The organism is Acidaminococcus sp., from assembly GCF_057597765.1.
Genome location: NZ_DBMBXK010000008.1, coordinates 1 through 23,228, shown reverse-complemented (window position 1 = coordinate 23,228; position 23,228 = coordinate 1). Strand labels below are relative to the sequence as shown.

Genomic DNA, 23,228 nt, shown 5'->3' with positions numbered 1-23,228 from the left:
ATGTATCTGACCATTCCTCCTGAACGGATCCGTTATGAAATGGAAAAAATCGAAGTCCATCCCATGGGCATCCAGCTTATGGAACCCAAGGCTTCCGTGCTGCCCCTGAAACTGCTCCAGATCCGCACTCCCGCCGCCAACATCCTGAAACAGGAAATGCTGGCTCTGGGAGGGGAATGTGTGAACCCCAAGGGCACCATCAACTGCAGCCTGGACCGGGTGGATGTGATCCTTCTGGGAAACCGGCGGCAGTACCGGGACCTGGTGAAGAAGCTGGGCTCCATGGCCAACTGGTTCGGGATCCAGGCCATTATGGACGATCTGTGGGAGTTTTTGGAACCGGGGACCCTGGTGACGGTACTGGCCGACGGCCGGAAGCTGACCTATGAGAAAATGCGGGTCATGGGGATTTTGAACGTGACCCCGGATTCCTTCTATGCCGGTTCCCGGATCAGCGGAGAACAGGCCCTTTTGGCCAAGGCGGAAACCATGCTCCGGGACGGGGCGGACCTGCTGGATATCGGAGGAGAATCCACCCGGCCGGGAGCGGATCCGGTGACTCCGGAAGAGGAAAAACGCCGGGTAACCGGGGCTCTGGCTGCTTTGCGGAAGCATTTCCCGGAGAGCATCCTCAGTGTGGATACCTACCATGCAGAGACGGCGGAAGCGGCTCTGGAAGCCGGGGCGGATATCATCAACGACGTTACCGCCGCTACCGGGGACGGCCGGATGCTGGATGTGGCTGCCCGGGCCAAGGCTCCCCTGGTGCTCATGCACATGCGGGGCACCCCCAAGACCATGATGGGGGACGAACTGAAGACCTACCACAATGTGGCGGGAGAAGTGTCTCAGTATCTGCTGGAGCGGGCGGCAGCCTGCCAGGCAGCGGGACTGGGGAAGGACAAGGTGATCCTGGATCCGGGCCTGGGCTTTGCCAAGGACCTGGAAGGGAACCTGGCACTGTGCAGCGGGCTGGGGGAAATGACCGGACACGGGATCCCGGTGCTCCTGGCCGGCTCCCGGAAGGGGTTCATCGGCAAGGTGCTAGGTGGGCTTCCCACTGAAGAACGGCTGGAAGGGACCATGGCCCTTTCGGCTGCCGCCGTGTACGCTGGCGCCCAGATGGTCCGGGTCCACGATGTGAAGGAAAATGTCCGGCTGATCCGGATGCTGGAGGCGATCCGGGCATGTCAGTAGCCTATGTGGCCCTGGGCAGCAACCTGGGGGACAAAGAACAGAATATCCGCCGGGCCCTGGAACTGATGGAGCACCATGGAATCCAGGTGATCCAGGTATCTCCCCTTATTACCACGGAACCCTATGGGGTGACGGACCAGCCGGAATTCCTCAACGGAGCGGCGGAAGTGGAGTGGCCGGGGGATGCGGAAAGTCTCCTCCATACCCTTCTGGCCATTGAGCTGGAAATGGGCCGGCAGCGGAAACGCCATTGGGGAGAACGAAACATCGACCTGGATCTGCTCCTTTTCGGAGATCAGCAGATCCACAGCCATGACCTGGTGCTGCCCCATCCGGACATGGCCAACCGAAGCTTTGTGCTGGAGCCTCTGGCAGCCATCGGGGCCCAGGTGGTCCACCCGGTGCTCCATCGGACCATCGGGGAACTGTGGGAGGAACTCCGGCAAAAAGAAGACAAACAACGAAACAAATGACGAAAGCAGGGAATCATAATGGGTGAACGTGTGAAGACAGGTGCGGTCCTGTTCTTTCTGTATGCAGTTTTATTTGCGGTTTCTCAATTCTACCAGGTGGTGCCGGGCCTCAGCGGGCTCCGGATCCAGGCCATGCTGTCCGTACCCTACGGGCTGATCTTCGGCCGGACCGGGGCGGTGGCAGCGGCTCTGGGGGCAGCAGCGGGGATGGCCCTCACCGGGGGCAACTCCAATTTCATCCCCATTGAATTCCTGGGGGCCCTGCTGTCCGCCTATCTGCCCTTCCGGGTGTGGCAGGGGATGCGGTCTCCCCAGGAACCCTACCTGTGTGTGGAAGACCAGCGGACGGCTACCATGTTCTTTATCCTGAGCCTGATCGGAGCCGTACCCATGGCAGTGTTCCCTGCGGTGGGCGGGGACCTGTACCAGGTGGTGCCCTTCCCGGCATCCTATCCCCGGATCTTCCTGGCTTCCCTGGTGTTTACGGTGGTGGGGGGCTTTCTGGTGTACAGCCAGGCGGCACCCCGGATGTTCCGGGGGGCGGGAGAAGCCCTGTGGAACCGGATCCGGGACAGCAAAGGCACCACCCGGAGCATGGCGGTGGCCATGCTCCGGATCACCCTTACCGGAGGCTTTCTGGGGCTGGGGCTGGCCTTTATCTTCCCCAATGAATTTGAACTGATCATTGTGGAATATGTAATGGGGATCTTTGCGGCGCTCCTGTTCATCCTGACGGCTGTGTGAGGAACTTTCCATGATGTATGTACTGACCTTCATTGTCCAGCTGCTGCTGGTGCTGACCTTTCTCTGGACCTGCAGCACCGTGTTCCTGGGCCTTGTGACCCGGCGGAAAAAACGGCCGGTGGTGGCGGGACCCAGCCGGTTCGCCGTGCTGGTGTGTGCCCATAACGAGGCCAATGTGGTGGGCAAACTGTTCCAGAGCCTGGAAGATCAGGACTACCCTGGTGAGCTGTACCGGGTGTTCCTGCTGGCGGATCACTGTGACGATGCCACGGCGGAGGTAGGACGCCGGTACCCTCATGTAACCGTGCTGGAAAGGCAGGAAGGACCCCGGACCGGGAAAGGGGCGGTGCTCAGCTGGGGCATCCCCCGGATCCGGAAACAGTACGGACGGGAATTCAGCCATATTGTGATTTTTGATGCGGACAATATGGCAGACCGGGGATTTTTGTCCGCCCTGGATTGGAGTTTCCGCCGGGGCGCCCGGCTGGTGATGGGGAACCGGCTGCCTCTCAACCCCTTTGACAATCTGATCTCCCAGTGGTACAGCATGTACTGGCTCAGTGTGGATCTGTTCAGCAAACCCCGGTACAATGTGGATCTGCCCGGGATCATCTCCGGCACCGGGTTCGGGTTCGATGCTTCTTTGCTGGAACCGGACGGCTGGCATACCCGGACTATTGTGGAAGACATGGAATTTTCCATGCAGCAGAATTTTAAGGGTGTCTTCTCTGAATACCAGGACAAAGCCCGGTTCTATGACGAACAGCCGGTGACCCTCCGGGGCATGGTGAGCCAGCTCCGCCGGTGGATGACCGGGAACTACCAGATTGCCCGGCTGTACCGGAAGGAATGGCTGGCCCATTTCCGGGCCCGGCCGGACGCCCGGCTCATCGATAATTTCGTCCCCATGCTTATGTGCGTGGTGTTCGGGTTCTATTTCCTCACCAATGTACTGTGGGTGGGAAACCGGGCCTTGAATGGACTTCCACCTCTGGCCGGCAAGGACATCCTTTGGTGGACCATGCTCTATGTGCTGAGCCTTGTTATGGGCACCTGCGCCATCAAAGCCGGAGATCTGCCGGTGAAGAAAATGCTTCCCGGGATCCTTACAGGAGGGTTCTTCTGCATTTTCCTGTCCCTGGTGGCCGTCTGCTCCGTATTCTTTCCCCAGAAGAAATGGATCCCCATCGCCCATGTCCACGAGGCAGGGCCGGAGAAGTAGGGGGCAGCAAAGCTGACCGTTGACAAAGGGGCTGTTGCATGGGCAACAGCCCCTTCTTATGGTATAATGGATACAGAATATTCAGCCAGAGGAGGGATTGGGATGAAAAAAATGACACGGAACCTGGTGGGTCTCCTGACGGTGCTCCTGAGCCTGCTGTGGGCTTCTGCAGCCCTGGCTTCTTCTCCCATCAGTGCTGACGGAACCTTTAACGGTATCCGCATGGCCGGCAAAGTACGGGTGGTGGAATACAATCCGGACATCAAAGTCCAAGTGGTCACCAGTTTTCCGGATCTGAAGGTGAAAGTGGTGGATCATTTTCCGTCCGCCATCGGGGAATGGCAGTTCGTGGAATACGGCGAAGACTTTACCATCCAGTTCGTCACCAGTTTTCCGGACATCCGGATCAAGTACGTGACCAGTTTCCCGGGGATGCCTTGATGTGAGTGGAGAGTGAAGAGTGCAGAGGGAAGGGGAACCACCCCTTCCTTTTTTTTTCATTTCATCATATAATAAACTATTGAGACTTTTTACTACCGATTAGTTACTCTATATAGAAGGGAAACAGAAAACCAATGACCAAAAGTTACACCATTCTGAATTACGGCTGTCAGATGAACGAGAGTGATTCGGAACATTATGCCGGGCAGCTGTCCGACCTGGGGTACCATTATACGGAAGACTATCACGATGCGGATGTGATCCTCATCAACACCTGCTGCGTCCGGGAAAGCGCGGAAAAGAAGATCCTGGGAAAAATCGGGGAGATGAAGCAGATCAAACGGGAAGATCCTTCCAAGGTCCTGTGCGTTACCGGCTGCATGGCCCAAAAAGACGGGGAGGACTTTTTGAAAAAGTATCCCCAGGTGGACCTGCTTATCGGCACTGCCCATGTAAACAACTTCAGCGCCATTTTGCAGGATTATCTCCAGCAGAACGACCGGAAGGCGGGGATGTACAACGATCTGACGGTAATGCCCAGGGAATTCGAGGGGCATTTCGTCCGGAAAAGCAGCTATGCCGCCTGGGTACCCATCATGTACGGCTGCAACAATTTCTGCACCTACTGCATCGTCCCCTATGTCCGGGGTCGGGAACGGAGCCGGAGCGCCGATGCCATCTGTGAAGAAATCAAGCATGCCGTGGACCAGGGCTACCGGGAATTCACCCTTCTGGGCCAGAACGTGAACTCCTACGGCAAGGACCGGGGAGAAAAGGATGCCTTTGCCGCTCTCCTCCGCCAGGTGGACGCCATCCCCGGGGTGGAACGGGTTCGGTACATGACCAGCCATCCCCGTGACATGAGCGAGGAACTGATCCGCACTGTGGCGGAAAGCAAACATGTGTGCAAGCATTTCCACATCCCTGTCCAAAGCGGCAGCACCCGGATCATGCAGGCCATGAACCGGGGCTACACCCGGGAATCCTACCTGCAACTGGTGGACACCATCCGGAAATATGTGCCGGAGGCAGTGCTTACCACTGACATCATCGTAGGCTTCCCCGGGGAAACGGAAGAAGATTTTGCAGAGACCCTGAGCCTGTTCGATACCGTCAGCTACGACGCCGCCTATACCTTCATCTATTCCAGACGGTCCGGGACCCCGGCTGCCACCATGGCAGATCAGGTGCCGGACAAGGTGAAGAAGGAACGGCTGAACCGGCTTATGGAACTTCAGAACCGGCACAGCCTGAAACACAATCAGAAACTGGTGGGACGCACCCTGCCTGTGATGGTGGAAGGGCTCAGCCACAACAACAGCAAAATGTGGAGCGGCCGCACCGATGGGAACAAACTGGTGCTGTGGCCGGTGGGAGAGCGGTTCTTCAACCCGGGAGATGTGGTCCCGGTGACCATCGAAACCGCCCAGACCTGGCTCCTTAAAGGTCGTGCTGCCTTATGACCGCCCTTACACCCATGCTCCAGCAGTATCTGGAAATCAAGGAACAGCACAAGGACGAGCTGCTGTTCTTCCGACTGGGGGATTTCTACGAACTGTTCAATGAAGACGCCCTTACCGCTTCCCGGGAACTGAACCTGACCCTGACCAAACGGGCCGGAGGAAAGGCCGGTGCTTCCAGTTCCATGCCCATGTGCGGGGTGCCCTTCCATTCGGTGGACGGGTACCTGGCCAAGCTGATCCGGAAAGGGTACAAAATCGCCATCTGCGACCAGATGGAAGATCCGAAAAAAGCCGTGGGCATCGTGAAGCGCCAGGTGACCAAGATCCTGACCCCGGGCACGGTGCTCAGCGACGCGGTGCTGGAAGAGAACCACAACCAGTACCTGGCCTGCCTGGAACAGAATCAGGACACCCTGTGCCTTTCCTACGCCGACGTATCCACCGGGGAATGTGCCTGGTACACCGCCCGGGGCAAAGACCGGGAAGAAGCAGTGCTGGACCAGCTGTACCGGATCCAGCCGGCGGAACTGGTGCTTACCGAACCCAACGAAGCTTTCGGTACCCTCCTGGACAAAATGGTCCAGAAGCTGCCGGACTGCATGATCAACCACTGGGACCCCATCCCGGAACTGGATTACTTCACCCGCCATTTCGGCAGTGACAGCCCGGGGGCAAAAATCCCTCTGGTCCGGGGCACTGTGGAGCACATGCTCCAGTACATCCACGAAAATGTGAAAAGTGACCTGGCCCAGATCAACCGGCTCCGGGAAATCACCACCGATGCGGTGATGAACCTGGACGCCACCGCCATCCGGAACCTGGAACTGGTGAAGAACATGAAGGACGGCACCCGCCACGGCACCCTGCTGGATGTACTGGACTACACCCGCACCGCCATGGGGGCCCGGCAGCTCCGCCAGTGGGTGGAAGCACCCCTTCTGGACACCGCCCGGATCCGGCTCCGGCAGCAGGCCATCGGTACCCTGGTGGACAATGCCCGGCTCCGGACGGACCTGGGGGATGCCCTGGGGGAAATCACCGACCTGGAACGGATCCTGTCCCGGATCGAAGTAGGTTCCGCCAACGCCCGTGACCTGGCTTCCCTGCGGACCGCTCTCCGGGCCCTGCCCCAGGTGAAAAATCTGCTGGACCAGGTGCCCCAGGGTCTGCTCCATACCCTGGACAGCCGGATCAGCCTCCATGAGGACCTGCTGGATGAACTGGAACGGGGCATTGTGGACGACCCGCCCTTTACCGTCCGGGAAGGGGGCATGATCCGGAAAGGCTTCAACGCCGAACTGGACGAAGTCCATGATATTGCGGAAAACAACAACCAGTGGATGCTGAACTTCGAACAGAAAATCAAGGATCAGACCGGCATCAAGAATCTGAAGGTGGGGTACAACAAGGTCTTCGGCTACTACATCGAAGTGTCCAAAGGCCAGGTGTCCCAGGTGCCGGATACCTTTATCCGGAAGCAGACCCTGGTGAACGGGGAACGGTACATTGTGCCGGAACTGAAGGAATTCGAAAACAAAATCCTCAGCGCCAAGGAAAAGATCCAGCAGCTGGAATACTACCTGTTCAACGAGATCCGCCAGGATATCCGGGGCCATCTGGTGGAAGTCCAGGAAACCGCCCGGGCCCTGGGGGTGCTGGATGTGCTCTATTCCCTTGCCATGGCTGCCTTCAAGGGGAACTATGTGTGCCCCCGGCTCAATGACCGGCAGGAAATCACCATCAAAGACGGCCGGCACCCGGTGGTGGAAAAGCTCCTGGAACGGGAACTGTTCGTGCCCAACGATGTGCATCTGAACAACACCGATGAACGGCTGATCATCCTTACCGGCCCCAACATGGCCGGGAAATCCACCTACATGCGCCAGGTGGCCCTTTTGACCCTCATGACTCAGATGGGCAGCTTCATCCCGGCCCGGGAAGCGGACGTGTGCCCGGTGGACCGGATCTTTACCCGGGTGGGGGCCAGCGACGACCTGGCCACCGGCCAGAGCACATTCATGGTGGAAATGAACGAAGTGGCCAACATCCTGAAATACGCCACCAGCCGCAGCCTGATCATCCTGGATGAAGTGGGCCGGGGCACCAGCACCTACGACGGCATGAGCATTGCCCGGGCGGTGGTGGAGTACATCAACGACAGAATCAAGGCCAAGACCCTTTTTGCCACCCATTATCACGAACTGATCGAACTGGAACAGCTGGATCCGGGGATCAAAAACTATTCCGTGGCCGTAAAGGAAAAAGGGAAGGAAGTGGTGTTCCTCCGGCGGATCGTCCCCGGGGGCACCGATAAAAGTTACGGGATCCATGTGGCCCGGCTGGCAGGGCTGCCGGAAAAAGTGGTGAAACGGGCGGATGAACTGCTGGAAGAATACACCGCCCAGGGAACGGCCGTGAAACCGGCGGCACCGGCTCCGGCCAAAACCCCTGCACCCAAAGAAGAGAATCTCCAGCCCAGTCTCTTCGGAGACGTGATCGGAGACACCCTCCGGAACTTGGATGTGATGACCATGACGCCCCTGGAAGCCCTGAACACCCTGTACAAGCTCCAGGAAGAAGCCAAACGGGAAGGAGGCCGCAGCTGATGAGTGTCAAAGTGCAGCTGCTGGACCAGAACACCTCCAACCAGATCGCAGCCGGGGAAGTGGTGGAAAAACCCGCTTCCGTGGTGAAGGAACTGGTGGAGAATTCTCTGGATGCCGGCGCCGATACCATAGAAGTGAGCATTTTCGCCGGGGGGACGGAATTCATCCGGGTCCGGGACAACGGGTCCGGCATGGACGAAGCCAACGCCCGGATGGCCATCCTGCGCCATGCCACCAGCAAGATCGTGAAAGCGGACGACCTGCTGACCCTCCATACCCTGGGATTCCGGGGAGAGGCCCTGCCCAGCATCGCCTCTGTATCCCACTTCACCCTGCTCACCCGGGAGACCGGGGCGGAATTCGCCACCCGGATCACCCTTGACGGAGGAGAGGACCTGGACGTGGAAACCATGGGGGGCGACGTGGGCACCACCATTACGGTAAAGGACCTGTTCTACAATGTGCCTGCCCGGCGGAAGTTTCTCCGGACGGTGAATACCGAAGGCCGTTACATCAGCGACATCCTCTCCAAAATCGCCCTGTCCCGGCCCGATGTGCACCTGGTCCTTACCCGGGACGACAAGGAAGTCATCAACACGCCGGGCAGCGGGGACCTGGTGGATACCATTGAATCCCTGTACGGGAAAGAAGTGACCAAGGAACTCTTGACGGTGGATTATGCCCAGGACGGGATCACCCTGAAAGGGTTCATCAGCCGTCCCACTCTGCTGAAGGGCACCCGCCAGTGGCAGACCCTGTTCGTGAACGGCCGGTGCATCAACAACCGTATGGTGAGCAAGGCCATCGACCATGCCTACCAGTCCCAGATCCCCAAGGCCGGGTTCCCCTTTGCGGTGCTGAACATCGGCATCGATACCCACCTCATCGACATCAACGTCCATCCCCAGAAAAGCGAGATCAAATTCGGGGATGAAAGTGCCGTGTACCGGGCGGTGTACCATGGTCTGTGTCAGGCTCTTACCCAGCCCATGGCCGGGAAGAGGGAAGGGGACGGGTCCGTGGCCCTGGCCCAGCCCGGATTCCGGAAAATGGAACCGCCATTGGCGGGAGTTCCGGCCGGGAGAGCCCCTGAACCGGAACAGAAGCCCCTGTTCCAGGGGGGCGACAAAGGGTACCAGCCCCGGACCAGCGCCTTCGGACGGAGCTATGCCTCCAGTCCTTCCGGCAGCTACGGGCAGCCGGTGTGGAAGGTCCCAGATGCCATTTCCGAAGACACCACAGCGAAATTCTTTGCAGCCCAGCGCCGGGACGACCTGGGAGCCTCCGGGGAAACGGCCGGTGCCGGGAATCCGGCTCCTGAAGGGGAGGCTCTGCCGGCATCCCGACCGGGAGAAGAGGCTTCTCTCAGCGATGAGACCCTTACGGAAGAAGCCCGGGACGGCGCTTTGGCCAGCGGTGTGGACCTGATCTGGCCTCTGGGCCAGGTGGACCGGGTGTTCATCATCGCCCAGTCGGAAACTGCCCTGTATCTTATCGACCAGCATGCCGCCCACGAGCGGATCATGTACGACAAATTCATCCGCCAGCAGCAGGAAATCCCCTCCCAGCAGCTGCTGCTCCCTCTCTTCCTCAATGTGACCCGGCCCGATGTGGACCTGATCGAGGAATATCGGGATGAATTTTTGAAGCTGGGGGTGGATGTGGAACCGGCGGGAGAAACCTCCCTCCGGGTGTCCGCCCTGCCGGCGGATGTGGAAAGCAGCCAGGCGGAAGGGTTCATTGAAGACATCCTGAAGCTGCTGTCGGAAAACAAAAAAATCAAGGCCAGCGACCTGCGGGAAAGCGTGCTCCATTACGCCGCCTGCCACAGCGCCATCCGGGCCGGGGAAGTGCTGAACATCCGGCAGATGCGTCAGCTGATCCTGGAGCTTCTCAACACGGAGCATCCCTTTACCTGTCCCCATGGCCGGCCCTGCATGATCCAGCTGACCAGCGACGAACTGTACCATATGTTCAAACGAACCTGAGGAAGGAGCGATCCATTCATGTCCATCTATGCGGTGACGGCCATCCGGAAATGCGGCACCGAACTGTACAACGAAGCCCAAAGCTGGGCCCGCACCCTGGATCTGCCCTATATTCCCCGGCCCATCCACGGTACCCTGGACCAGCTGCTTCGGGACAGGGGGCTGAAGGCGGTGCTGGTGGCCACCCATCAGGGACCCCAGGTGTATACGGAAGAAGGGATCCTGAAATACCATCCCTCCATGGGGGTGCCCCGGATCCGGAACCTGAAGCGGGGCGGGTCGGACCATCTGGCCCAGGCCTGCGGCTTCCGGCCCGGCATGCGGGTACTGGACTGCACCCTGGGCCTGGCGGCAGATGCGGTGGTGGCCTCCTTCCTGGTGGGCCCTGCCGGGAAAGTGGTGGGGCTGGAAGCGTCGCCGGTGCTGTACTGGGCCGTATCCCAGGGGCTCAAAACGTATGCCATCGACGATCCGGACATTACCGCCAGCCTCCGGCGGATTGAACCCCGGCTGGGGAAGGCGGAGGACCTTATGCCCGCTTTTCCTGCCGATTCCTTCGATGTGGTCTATTTCGACCCCATGTTCCGGAAACCGGTGGGGAATTCTGCCAGCATGCAGCCGCTCCGGCCCGCCTCCTACCACAAGCCCCTGGATGCCGGGATGATCCGGGACGCCCTGCGGCTGGCCCCCCGGGTGGTGGTGAAGGAGCGGGATGAAGACCTGCTCCGGAGCCTGGGAGCCCGGGAAATCCAGGGAGGCAAATACAGCAAGCTCCGGTACGGGATCATCCTCCGGGAGGAAGGGGACCAGGATGGAAAATAAACCCAGAGTCATTGCCATCATCGGCCCCACTGCCACCGGCAAAAGCCACTGCGGCATCGCCCTGGCCCAAAAACTGGGGGGAGAGATCATTTCCGGAGATTCCATGCTGGTGTTCAAACACATGGACATTGCCACCGCCAAACCCACGGCGGAAGAACTGGCTCTGGTACCCCATCATCTGGTGGACATCCTGGAGCCGGACGGCAAATTTTCCGTGGTGGATTTCCAGCAGCAGGCGGACCGGCTGATCCGGGACTGCAATGCCCGAGGGAAAGTGCCCATCCTGGTGGGAGGCACCGGCCTGTACATTAAGGCCCTGCTGGAAGCCTACGATTTTTCCCGGGTGGACGAATCTTCTGCCCTGCGCCGGCAGCTGGAGGAATTCGCCGACCGGGAAGGGAATGAGGCCCTTCATGACAAGCTGAAAGTATTAGACCCGGTAAAGGCCAATGAATTGAAGATTAACGACAGAAGGCGTATAATAAGGGCAATCGAAACGATCCGGGGCGGGGACCGGGTGTCCACGGCCAAGGCCACTGAAAGTCCCTACCAGGCGGTCGTATTCGGGTTGACAATGCCTCGCGATTCTTTGTATGAGCGGATCAACCGGCGGGTTGATCTTATGGTGGAACAGGGCCTTTTTGAAGAAACCAGGAAGCTGGTGGCCATGGGGGTGCCGGAAACGGCCCAGTCCATGAAGAGCATCGGGTACCGGCAGGTGCTTCAGTATTTCCATGGTGAATGGACAAAAGAAGAAGCCATCGCCAAACTGAAACAGGCCACCCGGAACTTTGCCAAGCGCCAGATCACCTGGTACAAGAAAATGCCCTACATCCAGTGGTTCCAGCTGGACGATCCTCCCGATTACGGGAAATGTGTCGCAGCCATGCTGGCAGCCCTGGCAGAACAGAAGTTTATTCCGCAACAGGAACCCTGAGGCGTTAAGCGGCCCTTCGGCCACTGAAGCTCAAGGCGGATACTGCCCAGGCAGACTCCGTACCAAAATCCCAACAGAGAGAAGGAAATACGATGACAACAGGAACCAACAAACCTCTGAATTTGCAGGACAGTTTCCTGAACAGAGTACGCAGCGAAAAAAAGACCATTGTGGTGTATCTCCTCAACGGCTTCCAGGTCCGGGGACGGGTCTGGGGCTTCGACAACTTCACTGTCATCATGGAAAGTGAAGGGAAGCAGCAGCTGATCTACAAACATGCCATCTCCACCATCGCTCCCTTGGAAAACGAGGCAATTCTAGTGCTGAAAAAAGGGAATGATCAGGGTGTCACTAAGGAATAAACTGGAAAAAGAAATCAATCTGTTTTTGGAATATCTGACAGTGGAACTGGGGCTGGCCTACAACACCCGGGAATCCTATGGCCGGGATCTCCGTCTGTTTGCAGGCTGGATCAAAAAGCCCCTGGAAGAAGTCCAGCGGGAAGATATCCTGGGGTACATGCGGATGCTGAAGCAGCACCAGTACGCCCCCACCTCTGCTTCCCGGAAACTGGCGGCCCTCAAGGCCTTTTTCCGCTTTATGACCGCCGAAGGGTTCCTGGAAGAGGATCCTTCGGAAGTGGTGGAAGCAGGGAGCCGGGGAGTGGTGCTTCCCAAGGTCATGAGCCTGGAGGAAGTGAAGCAGCTGTTTTCCGCTCCCGACCTGACCCAGCCGGAAGGTTTCCGGGACCGGACCATGCTGGAAGTGATGTACGCTACGGGCATGCGGGTTTCCGAACTGCTGAACCTGAAACGGGCCAGTGTGAACCTGGAGACCCGGTATGTGATCGCCTACGGGAAAGGATCCAAGGAGCGGCTGATCCCTCTGGGACAGTACGCCATCCAGTTCCTGAAAAAGTACCTGGCGGAAGTGCGGCCTCTTTTTGTGAAGAACGGGAAGGACGATGACAGCCTGTTCCTGACCATCCGGGGCACCGGCATTACCCGTCAGCGGTTCTGGCAGATCATCCGGGCCTACGGAGTGAAGGCGGGGATCCAGAAGCCTCTTACACCCCACATCCTCCGGCATTCTTTCGCCACCCACATGCTGGACAACGGGGCGGACCTCCGGACGGTCCAGGAGCTTCTGGGCCATGCGGACATTTCCACCACCCAGATCTATACCCATCTTACCAACAACCGGCTGAAAAAAGTCTTCGACAAAACCCATCCCAGAGCGTAACGAGGTGAAAAAACATGATGAAAACCACACTCTTAATGGGCCTGATGACCGGTCTCCTGCTGCTGATCGGCGACTATATCGGCGGCAGCAGCGGCATGACCGTGATGCTGGCCTTTTCTTTGATTTCCAATGTGCTGCTGTACTGGTACAGTGACAAACTGGTCATTGCCCAGTACGGGGCCCAGCCGGTGGACGCTCAGAGCGCTCCCCAGCTGTACGGCATTGTGGAAAGCCTGGCCCGCCGGGCCCAGCTGCCCATGCCCCGGGTGTATGTGGTGGATACCATGCTGCCCAATGCCTTTGCTACCGGACGGAATCCGGAACATGCGGCGGTGTGCGTTACTACAGGGCTCATGGAAATGCTTACCCCCCGGGAAGTGGCCGGGGTCCTGGGACACGAAATGAGCCATGTGAAGCACAATGATATTTTGATCAGCACCATTGCCGCCGGCATGGCCGGGATCATTTCCGTCATGGCCCGGTTTGCCTTCTGGTTCGGGGGAGACCGGGATGACCGGCGGAACAACCCCATGGCCGGGGTGCTGATGCTGGTGCTGACCCCTCTGGCGGCGGCCATTATACAGCTGGCCATTTCCCGTACCCGGGAATACATGGCTGACTTTACCGGGGGACAGCTCAGCGGGGACCCGGATGCCCTGGCGGACGCTCTGGAAAAGATCGAAGGGTACGCCCGTACCCGGACCATGCCCAGGGCCACCGAAGCCACTGCCCACATGTTCATCATTTCCCCGTTTTCCGCCAAAGATGCCCAGGCCATTTTCAGCACCCATCCGCCTACGGAAAAGCGGATTGAGCGGCTGCGGGAAGAAGCCAATGAAATGAGGAACCGGGGATTGATCGATCCGGTAGTCTAAAATTGGGGTTGCTGCTTCGGCAGCAGCCCCAATTTTTTTGTCATCATACTTGCAGGCCAATCACTTTTATTTATAGGAAAATACTGTATACTGTATATTCAGTGTACACACGATTTCGTTAAAAGACGAATAAGGTCAAAATTATAGTTGGTAATATTCTGATTATTCTCTTGTTATTTAATCGGAAGTATGCTACAATGATAGCCGTAACGAGGGACTGTCCTTCTGGAGGGGACAGTGCTGTTGCGCAAGGTTTCATAATCTTTTATTATTTCAGAGGGGGTCTTTTGTATGTCGCCTGCAATTATGAAGTACTTCGGTACTTTGACAGCCAAAGCAGGGAGCGTCGCAACGTTCAAGTTCGAGTATCTGACTACCTTGGGCATTGCGGCCATCGTGATTTTCCTGGGCCGGTTCCTGGTGGCCCACAGCAAGGTACTGAGAAAATATGCCATCCCGGCACCTGTTGTTTCCGGTATTATCATTTCCATTATTATTGCCATCATCAAAGGATCCGGTATCATTGCTTTTAAATTTGATACCAAAATCATGAAAGACCTGTGCCAGAACCTGTTCTTCCTGTGCGTGGGCTACGGGTTCAGCACTCAGCTGATCAAGAAAGCCGGCGGCAAGCTGGTGGTCGCCATTGCTGTGGCTGCCTGCCTGCTGATCACGCTCCAGGATATCCTTGGGGTTGTGGTGGGCAATCTGGTTGGCCTGCATCCGCTGCTGGCTCTCCAGTGCTCTTCCGCTTCCATGTCCGGCGGTGTTGGTACCGCTTCCGCTTTCGGGCCGATCTTTGAAGCCAGAGGCGCGGCAGATGCCACGACCGTAGGGGTGGCAGCCGGCACCATGGGCAACATCATGGGCTCCCTGATCGGCGGCCCTGTAGCTGCCTTCCTGATCCACCGGCATCACCTGAAAGCTGACCCCAACGATCAGCCTCAGAAGGAAACCAAGGAAACCATCAACAAACTGGACAACCAGAGAATGGTAGTTGCTTTTGCTTACTCCCTGCTGTTCGCTGCCATCGGTATGCCCATCTACTGCCTGCTGGACAACATCCCCATGATTTCCATGCCGAAATTCATTGGGTGCCTGTTCGCCGGCGCCATCTGCCGGAACCTGCTGGAATCCATGGGCAAAGACACCTATGTGCCTGAATTCAACGCCATCCAGGATATGTTTCTGGAACTGTACCTGGCTCTGGTGCTGATGACCATCGACATCACCGCCCTGGCTCCTGTAGCCGGCCAGATGGGTGTGGTTCTCCTGGCACAGGCCATCTTTATGGCTCTGTTCGGCATCCTGGTTTCCTACAACGTGTTCGGCCGGGATTACGGTGCTGCTGTTATGACCGCAGGGAACTGCGGCTGGGGCTGCGGCTCCGGCCCCAACGCTGTGGCCAACGAAAAAGCCGTTATGGAAGAATACGGCTGGCACACCGTTGCCTGGGTTCTGTATCCGTCCTGGTCCGTTATCTGCGACGATATCTACAACCCGATTTTCCTGTCCATTTTCTCCAACTTCGTTCTCTGATCGAAGCAGGAAATCCAGCGAAACAAAAAGTGGTCCCACTCCAGGGGACCGCTTTTTTGTATATGAAAAGACCGCTGACAGAAAAGGGGATGCTGCACGGAAGGTGCAACACCCCTTTTTTATATGTATACAGAATACACACAAACGACTATTGGAAATAATAAAAATACAGTTACAGTTAACAATATTCGGAAAATATCCTTGAGATTTCACAGTTTCTTTGCTAAAATTGAACATGTAAACCGGCTGTCCCTTCTGGAGCGGGACAGCCAATCTGGAATCATACTTTATATCTTTAAGGGGGGTTCATTATGGAGAGGATGATTATCAAATTATCCATGTTCCACACACTGGCATTGGGAGTACTTTCTATCTGGTTCGGCGACTGGCTGAGAGCCAAATTCCCGTTCCTGAAAAAGTACTGTCTGCCTGGTGCAGTTGTCGGCGGTACGATTTTTGCCATTATCAGTTTGTGCCTTTACAACGCCGGGATCTGCGAGCTGCAGTTTGATTACAAAGTGGCCAACAGCCTGTTCTACTGCATCTTCTTTGCTGCCAGCGGTGCTGCCGCCAGCCTGAGCCTGCTGAAGACCGGGGGCAAATATGTGGTGCTGTTCTGCATTTCCGCTGCCGTCCTGGCAGCCATCCAGAATGCCATCGCTCTGGGCCTGGGCACGGTGCTGAAGGTTCCGCCTCTGCTGTCCATGATGACCGGTTCCATTCCCATGACCGGGGGCCACGGCAACGCTGCCGCCTTTGCACCCATTGCCGTACAGTTCGGTCAGAGCAATGCTCTGGAAGCGGCCATTGCAGCTGCTACCTTTGGTCTGATTTCCGGGGCCATCATCGGCGGGCCTTTTGGCCGGTTCATTGTCCGGAGACATCACCTGGAAGATCCTGCCCTGGATGGAAAAGGTGAAATGGAAGAAGAATCCGGAAAATCCACCATGGGCAATCTGATGCACAAAGGGGATATTGTCCAGGCCATGTACCTGATGTGCTTCGCGCTGGGGGTCGGCGGTGCGTTCTTCACCGTACTGAAAGCCCTGCACATTTCCTTCCCCATCCACGTATGCTGCATGTTTGCCGGCATCCTGATCCGTCTGTTCTTTGACGCCAAGAAAGGGGAAGATCATACCGCCCTGTCCCCATCCACGTATGCTGCATGTTTGCCGGCATCCTGATCCGTCTGTTCTTTGACGCCAAGAAAGGGGAAGATCATACCGCCCTGTATGAAGGCATCGACACTGTTGGGGATTTCTCCCTGGGGCTGTTCGTATCTATGTCCATCATTTCCATGAAACTGTGGACCCTGGCCGGCATGGGGCTCCAGCTGTTCATCCTGTGCATGGTACAGGCTGTGTTCATCATCTTCTATGCTTACTTCGTGGACTTCTTTGGAATGGGCAAGAACTACGACGCCGCAGTGATTGCCGTTGGCCACACCGGGTTCGGCCTGGGGGCTGTGCCCGTTTCCATGGTGACCATGACCGCCGTCTGCAAGAAGTATCGGTACTCCAAACTGGCCTTCTTCGTGGTACCGGTGATCGGCGGGTTCCTGAGCAACATCACCAACGCCATTATCATCAGTAAGTTCCTGGACATTGCACATACCATGCAGATGGCCATGGGGCTGTAAGCAAAAGATTGGCAACAGAATATCCATTCCATCCAAAAGAGGATCCTGCTCCAGGGGTCCTCTTTTCCCGTATTTGAGAAAATTTCCCCAGCCGCATCCTGCCTTGCTTCCCATGAACACACGTTTTTGTCAAGTCTTTATTATTTTTTCTTCCGTGATATAATGATACCGATTTGCCAAAGAGGGGAGGGAGAACCATGCACATTGCCGGCTGGCAGAAAGTTTCTCTGGTGGATTATCCGGGGAAAGTGGCCTGCACGTTGTTTACCGGGGGATGCAATCTCCGGTGCCCCTACTGCCACAACAGCGAGCTTCTGGAAGGCCCGCTGCCTGCCCAGGATATCCAGGAAGTCCTGGCTTATCTGGACGCCCGGAAAGGCATCCTGGACGGTGTGGTGGTCAGCGGAGGAGAGCCCTGTCTCCAGCCTGATCTGGCAGCCTTCCTGGCACGGCTGAAGGAAAAAGATCTTTTGGTGAAGCTGGATACCAACGGGTGTTATCCGGACCTTCTGGGAGAGATCCTGAACCGGCACCTGGTGGATTACGTGGCCATGGACTGGAAAAACGCCCCGGAAGACTACGCCCTTACTGTGGGCCGGGAGGCATCCCCTCTGGAACAGGTAACCGGGAGCCTGGATAAGCTCCTTTCCGGATCCGTCCCCTTCGAGCTTCGTACAACCGTTGTGGAACAACTCCACACCGAACGTTCGTTTGAAAAAATCCGGGATTACCTGGAGCCGCTCCTTGCCAAAAAAGGGAAAAAGATCCCGGCTTTTTATCTCCAGGCTTTCAAGGACCGGGACACCGTCCCCTTTGCCGGCTTCACTGCTCCGGATAAAAAATCCCTGGAACGGTATGCAGCCTTGTTGGAGCCTCTGGCGGACAAAGTAGGCCTGAGGGGTATTTAACACAACATCTAGTATACAACGTTGTATCTCACTACCATATATTGACAAGCGTTCCAATACGGGCTACAATGAAAGAGCATTTTGGAAGAGCAATCAAGAGAAAGAGGGAATGGAGCCATGTATTCAGTGGTAAAACGCGATGGCCAGATCGTTGATTTTGACGTGACCAAGATCAGCAGCGCCATTACCAAAGCATTCGAAGCACTTCATAAAAACTACCATCCCAGCATCATCAATATGCTGGCTCTGCAGGTCACTGCCGACTTCGATCCCAAGATCAAAGACAATCTGATCAGCGTGGAAAGCATCCAGGACAGTGTGGAAAAGGTACTGTCCGATTCCGGCTATGCCGATGTGGCAAAGGCCTATATCCTGTACCGGAAACAGCGGGAGCAGATCCGGAACGTGAATTCCTCCCTGCTGAACTACAAGGATCTGGTGGACAACTACCTCCATGTGAATGACTGGCGGGTAAAGGAAAATTCCACGGTCACCTATTCCGTAGGGGGCCTGATCCTGTCCAACAGCGGAGCCATTACCGCCAACTACTGGCTGAATGAAATTTATGACAAGGAAGTGGCCGACGCCCACAAAAGCGCCGCCATGCATATCCACGATCTGAGCATGCTCACCGGCTACTGCGCCGGCTGGAGCCTGAAACAGCTGATCCAGGAAGGACTGGGGGGCATTTCCGGGAAGATCACCTCTTCTCCCGCCAGCCACCTGTCCACCTTGTGCAACCAGATGGTGAACTTCCTGGGCATCATGCAGAACGAATGGGCCGGAGCCCAGGCTTTCTCTTCTTTTGATACCTATCTGGCGCCTTTTGTGAAAAAGGACAACCTGAGCTACAAGGAAGTGAAGCAGTGCGTCCAGTCCTTCATCTACGGGGTGAACACTCCCAGCCGGTGGGGTACCCAGGCACCGTTTTCCAACATCACCCTGGACTGGACCGTCCCCGACGACCTGAAAGACGTGCCTGCCATTGTGGGGGGTAAGGAACAGGACTTCACCTATGGGGACTGCAAGAAGGAAATGGATATGGTGAACAAGGCCTTCATCGAAAACATGATCGAAGGGGACGCCAACGGGAGAGGCTTCCAGTATCCCATTCCCACCTATTCCATTACCAAGGATTTCGACTGGAGCGATACGGAAAACAACCGGCTGCTCTTTGAAATGACCGCCAAATATGGCACTCCCTACTTCTCCAACTACATCAATTCCGACATGAAACCCAGCGATGTCCGGAGCATGTGCTGCCGGCTGCGGCTGGATCTCCGGGAGCTGCGGAAGAAATCCGGGGGCTTCTTCGGGTCCGGGGAATCCACCGGGTCCGTAGGGGTGGTCACCATCAACATGCCCCGGATTGCTTACCTGGCCAAAGACAAACAGGACTTCTATGACCGGCTGGACCATATGATGGACATTGCCGCCCGGAGCCTGAAGACCAAACGGACCGTAATCACCAAGCTGCTGGATGCCGGGCTCTATCCCTACACCAAACGGTACCTGGGCACCTTCAAGAACCACTTCAGTACCATCGGGCTCATCGGCATGAACGAAGTGGGGCTCAACGCCAACTGGCTCCGGAAGGACCTGACCCATCCGGAAACCCTGGAATTCACCAAGGAAGTGCTGACCCATATGCGGGAACGGTTGAAGGACTACCAGGAACAGTACGGAGACCTGTACAACCTGGAAGCCACTCCGGCGGAATCCACCACCTACCGGCTGGCCAAACACGACAAGGAACAGTATCCGGACATCATCACCGCCAACGAACACGGCACTCCGTATTACACCAACTCCTCCCATCTGCCGGTGGGGTATACGGAAGATCTGTTCACGGCTTTGGATATGGAAGATGACCTCCAGACCCTGTACACCTCCGGCACCGTGTTCCATGCCTTCCTGGGCGAAAAACTGCCGGATTGGAACTCTGCTGCCGGTCTGGTGCGGAAGATTGCCAACAACTACAAGCTGCCCTATTTTACCTTGTCTCCCACCTACAGCATCTGCCGGGAACACGGGTACCTGAATGGGGAACAGTACACCTGCCCCTACTGCGGCAAGAAGACTGAAGTCTACAGCCGGATCACCGGGTACTACCGGCCGGTGCAGAACTGGAACGACGGGAAGATCCAGGAATTCAAGGACCGGAAAGTCTATGACCTGGGCCAATCCCATCTGAACAAAGAAGAAGCCAAAGGCCAGCGGCCCCAGTTCCGCAAACCGGCGGTGAAACCGGCTCCCACTGAAGCCAAACAGGTGGTCAGCGCCGGCAGGGACAAAGGCTGGATCCTGTTCGGGACCCACACCTGCCCCAACTGCAAAATGGCTGTGAAAGAACTGGAAAAACACGGAGCCGCCTTTACAGAGATCTTCGCCGAAGAACATCCGGAACTGGCGGAAAAATACCAGGTGCAGAGCGCACCCACCCTGCTGGTAACCCAGGGAGACACCCTGAACAAAATCGAAGGGTTCGGACCCATCCGGGCCTTCATCAAGAAGCAGGGGATGTAAAAGAAAAAGGGATGTTGCACGGGCAACATCCCTTTTTTGTCTCGAGACTCGAGACCGAACCGCTGCGACCGGCCCTGCGGAGCCTAACCGATTGGCCGGTAGAAATCCGTAGGGGGATGACCAAGGGCTGCGAAGCAATCCCGCCCGGTCATCCCGTATGCACGGACGAATGATGGAGCGGCGGCAGAGAAAAAACCGCCCAGAGAGCCCTCCAGAACGCCATACAGGAGAAAAGCCGGTATGTGGCCAAACGCATCATGCCAGGTTGAGAAAAACGGCAATGCCTGGCTAATGTAAAAACGATAAAAAGTATTGACTTTAAAGTAAAAGGATGGCCTGTTGAGAGGAGAAAATAAGATGAAAGTTAGGTATATTGGCCCCAATCAAGGGGTAGATGCGTTTACAAGTAATAAAATTTATGCAGTTGTTGGGGTCAAGGTTCCTTGGATAAAAATCATAGATGATTCGGGAGAAGACTATGTTTATTTGATTAACGAACCTCGTTTGCTGGATAGTGAGGTATCTGGTAAGTTTGAAATTGTTGAAGATGATGAAAATGGTACGTTAAAAAAAGCTTTTGACGAAGCAAAAAAATGGGCAAATCCAAACTGATTTTTATCGAAGAAAATCCCCCTGCTCCGGCAGCGGGCTTTTCTTCTGCCTGAATTTCATAGTGTTATACAAGGGCACCGGGAAACCGGCTGCCCTATTTTTATGCACAAAAAGGAGAGATGCAAGATGAAGAATGTGAAAACTATGGCCCTGGCTCTGGCAGCCGGTGTGGAACGCGGCTTTCCAGACTTTGAAAAAGTGCGCAAATTTTGCTCTGCTGATTTTTGAAAAGTTGGCAAAAAGTTGGCAAAACAGGCATGAAAAAAGGAACGGTGTGAAACGTCCAAACTGGTTTAAAAACCCCAAAACCCGCATGTTTACAAGGTTTTTAACAGTATGTGACGCTAACCCGTTCCCGTAATAAGCATTGGTGGAGATGAGGGGAAAAATCGTTGGATATTGCATAAATACAGCATAGTTGCCTTTCGATGACAGAAAAGTGGGCAGAAAGTGGGCATAGCTTTTTCCTTAGATATCCAGGGCATTGAGCTTGTCTACGGTCTCTTTTTCCATCTGGTCCGTCACGTGGGTATATACAGCCATAGTGGTCCTGGGTTCATTGTGGCCCACACGCTGCATGATGGCCTTCAGAGGCACGCCCTGTTCGGCCAGGATAGATATGTGGGTGTGTCGGAAGATGTGGGTGGTCAGCTTCTTCTTGTACTGGATCCGGCGCAGGATGTGGTTCACATAGGAAATGTCCAGGGGATACCCGTCCCGGCGGGAAACGAAGATAAAGTGGTCCGGCAGCTTGTAACCTGGGAAGGGGGAAAGGGGTCTGGCGGCATCATTGGCCCGGATGAACTGTTCAATGATCTCCACCGCCCGGTCACTGAGGGCCACCTTCCGGATGGAGTAAATGTTCTTCGGAGATCCCCGGAATGTCCGGTTCCCCTTGAGATTAAAATTCAGGGTGGCGTTCACATCGATGATGTGATTCACCGGATCATAGTCTACGTCCCGCAGGGCTGCCAGTTCCCCATAGCGGAGTCCTGTCAGAGCCTGGAATTCACAGATTTCTGCAATGTAGGGGTACTGGTCCCGGATCAGTCCCAGGACTTCCTGGAGCTCGTCCCTGGTCAAAAATTTCTCAGCCGCAGCCTTTACTGTGGCCACGGTCTTGTAAGGCATCTGCACCCGGACCCGGTGGATGGGTACGGCACTGAGACCGTCCAGCCGCTCAGCCTGCTCCATGGCAGCCTTCACGAACTGATATAAGGTTTTGGCCACGCCCGGCGTATGATCCCGGCCTATGCCGTCGAAATAGGTCTGCCATTCCCTGGCGATGATGGTGGCCACCAATCGCTCCGGCTCAAAATAACCCAACAGCCGTTTCCTGGCCCGTTCGTAGACGGTGAAGGTGATGGGCTTCACTTCCGGCTTCCGGGCCTTGATATAGTCATCTACCATCTGCTGGATGGTGACCGTCTGAGCCGGGGGAGCAGACTTCTGCCGGATCACTTCTTCCAGGTGGTCAGAAGCACGCTTGACGGTGGCCCTGGTGCGATTGGTGTAAGTCACGGAAACCGTCTTCCATCGGCCGCTGGGCGCCAGGTACTTTTCACGATAGACGTATTTCCCATCTTTTCGTTGTTCGATCCACATAAAAATGCCTCCTTATGTAGCTAGGGTAGGGGCTCCTGTGGTAAAATGATACAGTAAGCCCCTTTGGTAGGGTGGTTACTCTTTCCCCGTCGGTATTCGCAGTACCGGCGGGGATTTTTATTTAATGTTTGAGTTGAAAAAGATTCATAATGGAGCTCCTTTTTGCAGGTGCTGGTAATATTTTGAAAACCGAGATTTTATATCAGTCGGCATTTTAGTAATTTGCGCATATCCACTAAACATTTCTTCATTACGATCTGATGAAATGATCACCAGAAATTCTTGAATAAATAGAGAACGCAAATAAGCATTATCCAGAAAACTGAGAATAGCAAGCATTACGCCATATATTCCTTGAAAAGCATCTTTATCCGATTTCGTTACTTTTT

18 protein-coding genes and 2 pseudogenes are annotated in these 23,228 nt (G+C 56.0%); 18 read left to right on the top strand and 2 right to left on the bottom strand.

Translation table 11 applies throughout. The annotated features are described in order from the left end of the window. From folP to ACZOF8_RS06580, 18 genes and pseudogenes are all read left to right on the top strand, one after another. Window positions 1–1,197 (top strand): dihydropteroate synthase, encoded by a 1,197-nt coding sequence (gene folP, locus ACZOF8_RS06665; protein ID WP_022488326.1) that lies wholly within the window; start codon window positions 1–3, stop codon window positions 1,195–1,197. Beyond that, window positions 1,188–1,670: a 2-amino-4-hydroxy-6-hydroxymethyldihydropteridine diphosphokinase gene (folK, locus tag ACZOF8_RS06660; RefSeq protein ID WP_022488325.1), complete on the top strand. Its 483-nt coding sequence runs from the start codon at window positions 1,188–1,190 to the stop codon at window positions 1,668–1,670. Before folP ends, folK begins: the two co-directional genes overlap by 10 nt. Before the next feature lie 18 nt (window positions 1,671–1,688). Further along, window positions 1,689–2,414 (top strand): hypothetical protein, encoded by a 726-nt coding sequence (locus ACZOF8_RS06655; protein WP_303225010.1) that lies wholly within the window; start codon window positions 1,689–1,691, stop codon window positions 2,412–2,414. A gap of 10 nt (window positions 2,415–2,424) precedes the next feature. After that, complete coding sequence (locus ACZOF8_RS06650) at window positions 2,425–3,636, top strand: glycosyltransferase family 2 protein (RefSeq protein WP_288310180.1); 1,212 nt, start codon at window positions 2,425–2,427, stop codon at window positions 3,634–3,636. A gap of 111 nt (window positions 3,637–3,747) precedes the next feature. Continuing rightward, window positions 3,748–4,077, top strand: coding sequence for a 7(1) septoil knot domain-containing protein (locus ACZOF8_RS06645; protein ID WP_154488537.1), 330 nt, complete (start codon window positions 3,748–3,750; stop codon window positions 4,075–4,077). A gap of 134 nt (window positions 4,078–4,211) precedes the next feature. Next, on the top strand, window positions 4,212–5,540 hold the full coding sequence (gene miaB, locus ACZOF8_RS06640) for a tRNA (N6-isopentenyl adenosine(37)-C2)-methylthiotransferase MiaB (RefSeq protein ID WP_022488322.1): 1,329 nt from the start codon (window positions 4,212–4,214) through the stop codon (window positions 5,538–5,540). Continuing rightward, window positions 5,537–8,146, top strand: a complete 2,610-nt coding sequence (gene mutS / locus ACZOF8_RS06635) for a DNA mismatch repair protein MutS (protein WP_022488321.1) — start codon at window positions 5,537–5,539, stop codon at window positions 8,144–8,146. Before miaB ends, mutS begins: the two co-directional genes overlap by 4 nt. Then, entirely contained in the window at window positions 8,146–10,134 is a 1,989-nt protein-coding gene (gene mutL / locus ACZOF8_RS06630) for a DNA mismatch repair endonuclease MutL (RefSeq protein ID WP_441368700.1), read from the top strand. Before mutS ends, mutL begins: the two co-directional genes overlap by 1 nt. An 18-nt stretch (window positions 10,135–10,152) precedes the next feature. Beyond that, window positions 10,153–10,956, top strand: a complete 804-nt coding sequence (locus ACZOF8_RS06625; protein WP_487426702.1) for a class I SAM-dependent methyltransferase — start codon at window positions 10,153–10,155, stop codon at window positions 10,954–10,956. Continuing rightward, complete coding sequence (miaA, locus tag ACZOF8_RS06620; RefSeq protein ID WP_022488318.1) at window positions 10,946–11,893, top strand: tRNA (adenosine(37)-N6)-dimethylallyltransferase MiaA; 948 nt, start codon at window positions 10,946–10,948, stop codon at window positions 11,891–11,893. Before ACZOF8_RS06625 ends, miaA begins: the two co-directional genes overlap by 11 nt. Before the next feature lie 92 nt (window positions 11,894–11,985). Further along, window positions 11,986–12,255 carry an RNA chaperone Hfq gene (gene hfq, locus ACZOF8_RS06615; RefSeq protein WP_487426701.1) on the top strand — a complete coding sequence of 90 codons (270 nt, stop codon included), beginning with the start codon at window positions 11,986–11,988 and terminating at the stop codon, window positions 12,253–12,255. Further along, window positions 12,230–13,135 carry a site-specific tyrosine recombinase XerD gene (gene xerD, locus ACZOF8_RS06610; protein WP_487426700.1) on the top strand — a complete coding sequence of 302 codons (906 nt, stop codon included), beginning with the start codon at window positions 12,230–12,232 and terminating at the stop codon, window positions 13,133–13,135. The genes hfq and xerD overlap by 26 nt, the downstream gene beginning before the upstream one ends. A gap of 14 nt (window positions 13,136–13,149) precedes the next feature. Next, on the top strand, window positions 13,150–14,010 hold the full coding sequence (gene htpX, locus ACZOF8_RS06605) for a zinc metalloprotease HtpX (RefSeq protein ID WP_288310158.1): 861 nt from the start codon (window positions 13,150–13,152) through the stop codon (window positions 14,008–14,010). A gap of 291 nt (window positions 14,011–14,301) precedes the next feature. Continuing rightward, window positions 14,302–15,549 carry a sodium/glutamate symporter gene (locus ACZOF8_RS06600; RefSeq protein ID WP_441368699.1) on the top strand — a complete coding sequence of 416 codons (1,248 nt, stop codon included), beginning with the start codon at window positions 14,302–14,304 and terminating at the stop codon, window positions 15,547–15,549. Between the two features lie 311 nt (window positions 15,550–15,860). Next, window positions 15,861–17,188: pseudogene (locus ACZOF8_RS06595) on the top strand (sodium/glutamate symporter). A 197-nt stretch (window positions 17,189–17,385) separates the two neighbouring features. Continuing rightward, the gene (locus ACZOF8_RS06590) at window positions 17,386–18,096 is read left to right on the top strand and encodes an anaerobic ribonucleoside-triphosphate reductase activating protein (protein WP_487426699.1); all 711 of its coding nucleotides are present in this window, start codon (window positions 17,386–17,388) and stop codon (window positions 18,094–18,096) included. A 117-nt stretch (window positions 18,097–18,213) separates the two neighbouring features. Further along, window positions 18,214–20,622: a ribonucleoside triphosphate reductase gene (locus tag ACZOF8_RS06585; protein WP_487426698.1), complete on the top strand. Its 2,409-nt coding sequence runs from the start codon at window positions 18,214–18,216 to the stop codon at window positions 20,620–20,622. Window positions 20,623–20,979: 357 nt separating this feature from the next. Continuing rightward, entirely contained in the window at window positions 20,980–21,234 is a 255-nt protein-coding gene (locus tag ACZOF8_RS06580) for a hypothetical protein (protein WP_022488312.1), read from the top strand. Between the two features lie 468 nt (window positions 21,235–21,702). On the opposite strand, the gene ACZOF8_RS06575 is transcribed toward ACZOF8_RS06580, so the two are convergent. Together ACZOF8_RS06575 and ACZOF8_RS06570 are read right to left on the bottom strand one after the other, a co-directional pair. Further along, window positions 21,703–22,839 carry a tyrosine-type recombinase/integrase gene (locus ACZOF8_RS06575; protein ID WP_487426697.1) on the bottom strand — a complete coding sequence of 379 codons (1,137 nt, stop codon included), beginning with the start codon at window positions 22,837–22,839 and terminating at the stop codon, window positions 21,703–21,705. A 144-nt stretch (window positions 22,840–22,983) separates the two neighbouring features. Further along, a pseudogene (locus ACZOF8_RS06570) lies at window positions 22,984–23,228 on the bottom strand (Abi family protein); the annotation flags it as partial.

Excerpts from the sequence above, each read along its gene's own strand:
- folP (WP_022488326.1), top strand. The coding sequence starts at position 1 with ATGTATCTGACCATTCCTCCTGAACGGATCCGTTATGAAATGGAAAAA.
- folK (WP_022488325.1), top strand. The coding sequence starts at position 1,188 with ATGTCAGTAGCCTATGTGGCCCTGGGCAGCAACCTGGGGGACAAAGAA.
- ACZOF8_RS06655 (WP_303225010.1), top strand. The coding sequence starts at position 1,689 with ATGGGTGAACGTGTGAAGACAGGTGCGGTCCTGTTCTTTCTGTATGCA.
- ACZOF8_RS06650 (WP_288310180.1), top strand. The coding sequence starts at position 2,425 with ATGATGTATGTACTGACCTTCATTGTCCAGCTGCTGCTGGTGCTGACC.
- ACZOF8_RS06645 (WP_154488537.1), top strand. The coding sequence starts at position 3,748 with ATGACACGGAACCTGGTGGGTCTCCTGACGGTGCTCCTGAGCCTGCTG.
- miaB (WP_022488322.1), top strand. The coding sequence starts at position 4,212 with ATGACCAAAAGTTACACCATTCTGAATTACGGCTGTCAGATGAACGAG.
- mutS (WP_022488321.1), top strand. The coding sequence starts at position 5,537 with ATGACCGCCCTTACACCCATGCTCCAGCAGTATCTGGAAATCAAGGAA.
- mutL (WP_441368700.1), top strand. The coding sequence starts at position 8,146 with ATGAGTGTCAAAGTGCAGCTGCTGGACCAGAACACCTCCAACCAGATC.
- ACZOF8_RS06625 (WP_487426702.1), top strand. The coding sequence starts at position 10,153 with ATGTCCATCTATGCGGTGACGGCCATCCGGAAATGCGGCACCGAACTG.
- miaA (WP_022488318.1), top strand. The coding sequence starts at position 10,946 with ATGGAAAATAAACCCAGAGTCATTGCCATCATCGGCCCCACTGCCACC.
- hfq (WP_487426701.1), top strand. The coding sequence starts at position 11,986 with ATGACAACAGGAACCAACAAACCTCTGAATTTGCAGGACAGTTTCCTG.
- xerD (WP_487426700.1), top strand. The coding sequence starts at position 12,230 with ATGATCAGGGTGTCACTAAGGAATAAACTGGAAAAAGAAATCAATCTG.
- htpX (WP_288310158.1), top strand. The coding sequence starts at position 13,150 with ATGATGAAAACCACACTCTTAATGGGCCTGATGACCGGTCTCCTGCTG.
- ACZOF8_RS06600 (WP_441368699.1), top strand. The coding sequence starts at position 14,302 with ATGTCGCCTGCAATTATGAAGTACTTCGGTACTTTGACAGCCAAAGCA.
- ACZOF8_RS06590 (WP_487426699.1), top strand. The coding sequence starts at position 17,386 with ATGCACATTGCCGGCTGGCAGAAAGTTTCTCTGGTGGATTATCCGGGG.
- ACZOF8_RS06585 (WP_487426698.1), top strand. The coding sequence starts at position 18,214 with ATGTATTCAGTGGTAAAACGCGATGGCCAGATCGTTGATTTTGACGTG.
- ACZOF8_RS06580 (WP_022488312.1), top strand. The coding sequence starts at position 20,980 with ATGAAAGTTAGGTATATTGGCCCCAATCAAGGGGTAGATGCGTTTACA.
- ACZOF8_RS06575 (WP_487426697.1), bottom strand. The coding sequence starts at position 22,839 with ATGTGGATCGAACAACGAAAAGATGGGAAATACGTCTATCGTGAAAAG.